Here is a 4,411-nt window from a genome sequence, read left to right as displayed (position 1 = left end):
TACAGGCGGTCCGCCTCGACCGGTCGGTTGCCTCCGCCAGTGTGATGTAACCTGCCGGAAAGTCCACGGCCCCGGAAAACCGCGCAGGTGTTCGGTAAGGTGAGGCGGGTCCGTGCATGTCTGGCGGTTTTCAGTCTGTAAATTACCGGTCAATTCCGGTCAGACATGCGAGATACCGTAGTATGTGGTTCAAGGCTTGCTCCACCGCCGATATCGGCGTGACCATGCCCAACTCAAGAGAGAATTTATTTAAAAAAAACACCTCAAGGATGCATTTTGTTTTTCTGGGTTTCGTGATATCGTTGTCGATGCAACATCAATCACGGACGAAGCAATGTGTGTCCGATATATGTGCCGCAGGTTTTCTTTTGCTTTGTTAATAGCCTTCGTGACTTTGGCAGGGGGGCCGGGGAAGGCTGTTGCACAAGACCAGGGAGAGGCAAGATTCGAACTGCTTCACCTTTGGGCGGAAGAAATTGAAGCTCATGCCCTCGCGGCATTCAGCGAGCCCATGCGTGAAGCCGGTGTCGACTGGAGCGAGCACATATTACGCAATAACTTCAGAGGTGTTCGGGAAACTTTTAGCGAGAGGCTTGCACATGGGATCGCGCCGACCGCAGTTTTCTGGATCGGTGGAGGGGATTCCGTCGAAGTTTTGATTGAGCAGGGTATTTTAAGAGGAATCGTGCCGCAACCTGGAACCGAACAGTTCAGGCAGAGATTGCTGCCCGAAGTTTTCGAAGAAGTCCGATACGGTAACGGGTTGTCGCTGTTGCCTGTCGGCATTCACATAATGAACTATATTGTTTATGATCGCCGCGTGCTCACGGAAATTGGTGAAGGTGTCCCCGCTAATTGGGAAGACTTTGTTCGTTTGGCGGAAAAGGCACATCGTGCTGGCTACTATGGATTGAGTCTGTCCGATGAAACATGGCAACTAAGAAATTTCCTGGGGGCGGTTTTGGCGTCCTATTTGAATACCAAAGAGATGCAGGCTCTCGCGTCGCGCGATGAAATAAATGAAGTCCACCGGCGGGCTCTGACGAAATCTTTTGAACTCATCAAGCGGCTGAGACCGTACCTTAACCCCGACTTCAATAACCTGAGCTGGGCCCAGGCAGCCGCACATGTTGTAGAGGGGCGGGCTTTGGCGCATGTTCAGGGGGATTTTATTACCCCATTGATTCCAAACCAAACCGACTTTATTTGTGCTTTACCACCGGGAAACAACTACGTTACCTGGGCGTTCGATTCGATTGCCCTGACAAATACAGACAATCCTTCGGAGATAATGGGGCAGAATTTATTTGTAGAAACTGTCTTGGATCCGGAGCACACGGCGCGGTACATCTCCCGAAAGGGAGGTGTTCCGATCGAAAAGAATTTCTCCCGAAGCTCTCTTGAAGGGTGCGCCTTGATTTCCGTTTCAGCCTGGGAGCAGTCGCCGGACAAGGTCAGCTGGTTTGCGGCAGAATTAACGGAATCGATGGAGTTGATTGCAAGCTTTGCGCATGATTATATCAACAACCCGGAAATCGATGTCGATGTTATCAGTGGGGAACTTTTTAAAACATTGGAAACCCTTCAAATATTCGAGCCTTCTGATTGAGTGTTCGAACTTCCAGAAAAACGCCCTCTGGAACGCGGGAACTTACAGATCGCTCCCGTGACATAGGGATCGCGATCCCACTGATCCTGATCGCTACGCTTGTTTCGGTCTTCGGTGCCTATACGATTTTTCGTGCGCATCTTACAGTGGCTGATCTTTTTTCATCCAATTCAGTCCTGATCGCAACCTGGCGACAGGTTGGCGATGGAGTAGATTATCTCCTAGATAATGGAGATACGCTGATTTCCGCCGAAAACGATTCGATCGTTTTCCGTATACAGGCCCGGATTAAGGATAAGATGCAGCAGGTTGAAGATCTCAACATACAATATGAAAAACATCTTGAGAGATTGAAGAAACAGCCGTGGATATTTGCGAACATTTCCGAGAATGACATGGAAATTCTTGAGCAGGATGTCTCAAAACTCCTGCATGTGCGGGCTTATGAGGCAAGTACGGCAGTTCCAAATATTGTCCGCGGCGGTTTTTCACACTGGAGTACTGCGACAAAAGTTTTCTTTAAAGGGGAAACCCTGATTTCTCCTCTACAGGCGCGTGAAATGGTCCTGCGGAAAGCAGAAGCCTCCAGCACGCGAACGATTTGGCAGTTGCTCAGTCTTATTTCCGCTCTTTTGTTCGGGATTATATGCTTCGTCTGGTTGAGACTTTTGCTGCCCGCAGTGAAAGACCTTGCTGAGGCCCGGAGAGAATTACGCATGATCTTTGATGCGATACCTGGCATGGTCGGCAGTTATAGCAGCACCGGGCATCTTCAAATGGCAAATCAAAGCTATATGGAAAGGTTGGGAAAGCCCAATATCGGAGTCCATGCATCAGGGGTAGTCGGTTCTCAAGCATGGGAAATCGTTCGACCTCACTTTGAAAAGGCCATGAAAGGAGAGCGCAGAGAATTCGATACACCCCTGATCACGAGCCGGGGGAAACGCATGCATTGCGCCAGCTATGTTCCAATTCGGGAAAAAGACGGCCATATATCGCGCATCATCGCCCTGGTCACGGATGTTCAGGATAGATACGATAATGATCGTGCACTTCGGGAAAGCGAAGAGAAGCTTCGGATCACGCTTAATTCTATCGGGGATGCAGTTATTTCCACCGACAGACGTGGAACTGTTGTTCATATGAACCCGGTCGCCTGTCAGTTGACCGGGTGGCCCGCAGAAGAGGCTGTGGGTGAGTCATTGGAAAAAGTATTCCACATCATAAACCAGAAATCGCGCAAAAAAATAGAAAGCCCGGTCGATAAGGTCCTTAATAGCGGAATGATTGTTGGTTTGGCGAATAACACGGTTTTGCTCTCCAGAGATGGGCGTGAATACGTTATTAAAGACTCGGGCGCACCGATTTTCTCGCTTAACGATGAAATCGTCGGGGTCGTCCTTGTTTTTCGGGATGCGACTGAAGAAATCGCTATTAATGAAAGACTCATACGCAATGAAAAAATGCGTGCGATCGGCCAGTTGGCGGGCGGGATCGCGCATGATATCAATAACCATCTTGCAGTAATCCGCGGGTATTCTGAGATATTGTCCGGACCGATGTCGGAAGAGATAGATAATAAAGAAGCCTTGACTCAAATTATCGCTACATGCGATCGGGCCGCTGGGTTAACCAGAAAACTGAAGGTATTCTCCCAGCAAAAGCTGAGTGAGACATCCGCAGTCGACATTAAAGAGATATTGTTGTCTATCCTTGATATCCTGAGAGATACGACAGACAGGCGTATACAATTTTCGTCTGATTTGGATGTGGAAAAGGCTTTTGTCCCCGGCAATCCGGATTTGCTACAGTCCGCGTTCATGAATATTTGTCTGAACTCTATTCAGGAGATGTCAACAGGAGGTTCGCTTCATATAGCTCTTGAAGAATTCACAATTCGAAGCCGTGAATATTCCGCGTTTCGGGCTTTCGATCTGGCTCCTGGTGAATACCTTAGGGTCGTTTTTCAGGACACCGGCTCCGGTATTGTCAAGGAAAACCTTGAAAGAATTTTTGAACCCTATTTTAGCACCAAACCCGCAGACGGAAGCGGCATGGGGCTTGCAATGGTTTTCAGCACGGTTTTAGAACATAAAGGCGCAGTTATCGCTGAAAATGCAAAGTTCGGCGGTGCGATTTTTACTATTGTTCTGCCGGTTTTCGATCAAAGCAAGCTTCCCGCTCGGCCTCGGCCAGTTTTACCTGATCCTCCTGATATTTCGAAAATCTGCATTCTTCTTGTCGATGATGAGACTAATCTTCGCCATATATGGGAAATGGCTCTTTCAAAAAGCGGATGTTCGGTAATTTGTGCCAATGACGGTAAAAGTGCTCTGGAAATATATCTTGAAAGAAAATCAGAGATCGACCTGATTTTTCTGGATTTGAACATGCCCAGGATGGGGGGGCTTGAGTTTTTGGAAAAGCTCAAGGAAATTGGGGCACAGGTTTCAATCATCATCATGACGGGACTTCCGGGTCAGATCGAAGATATGCTGGCGACGAACCCCCTGATCGTCAGCGTTCTGTATAAGCCGTTCAGCCATCAGGAACTTTTCAGGGCCTTACACGAATATACCAATCACGTATCTGAGTAATTGCCTTTCGCCGTGAGGTCTGAACTGGTCGTAACCGTCCGACGGCCCGCCTCTGTATCGACCCATTGAAATCCTGCTCATGTTACAAGGAGGAAAACGTAGCAATGAGTGTAAGCGCTGTCACCGCGGCACGCCTGTTCAGCTTGACGGGTTGAAGTTCCATGGCAGGAGCTCGTCGATCCTGCTGGCGGGGTGACCGGCGGTG

General features: G+C 48.9%; 2 protein-coding genes. Both read left to right on the top strand.

Annotated elements, in window-relative coordinates:
- Nucleotides 1–349: 349 nt before the first annotated feature.
- Complete coding sequence (locus tag C8N32_RS14540) at nt 350–1,609, top strand: extracellular solute-binding protein (protein ID WP_170106823.1); 1,260 nt, start codon at nt 350–352, stop codon at nt 1,607–1,609.
- Nucleotides 1,606–4,206 (top strand): hybrid sensor histidine kinase/response regulator, encoded by a 2,601-nt coding sequence (locus C8N32_RS14535; protein ID WP_146159730.1) that lies wholly within the window; start codon nt 1,606–1,608, stop codon nt 4,204–4,206. Before C8N32_RS14540 ends, C8N32_RS14535 begins: the two co-directional genes overlap by 4 nt.
- The last annotated feature ends 205 nt before the right edge of the window (nt 4,207–4,411 follow it).

Source organism: Rhodovulum imhoffii (assembly GCF_003046545.1).
Classification (GTDB): domain Bacteria; phylum Pseudomonadota; class Alphaproteobacteria; order Rhodobacterales; family Rhodobacteraceae; genus Rhodovulum; species Rhodovulum imhoffii.
This window is presented reverse-complemented; position numbering and strand designations above follow the sequence as displayed.

Bases quoted from the DNA above. Each gene is read 5' to 3' on its own strand.
- C8N32_RS14540 (WP_170106823.1), top strand. From the start codon at position 350: ATGTGCCGCAGGTTTTCTTTTGCTTTGTTAATAGCCTTCGTGACTTTG.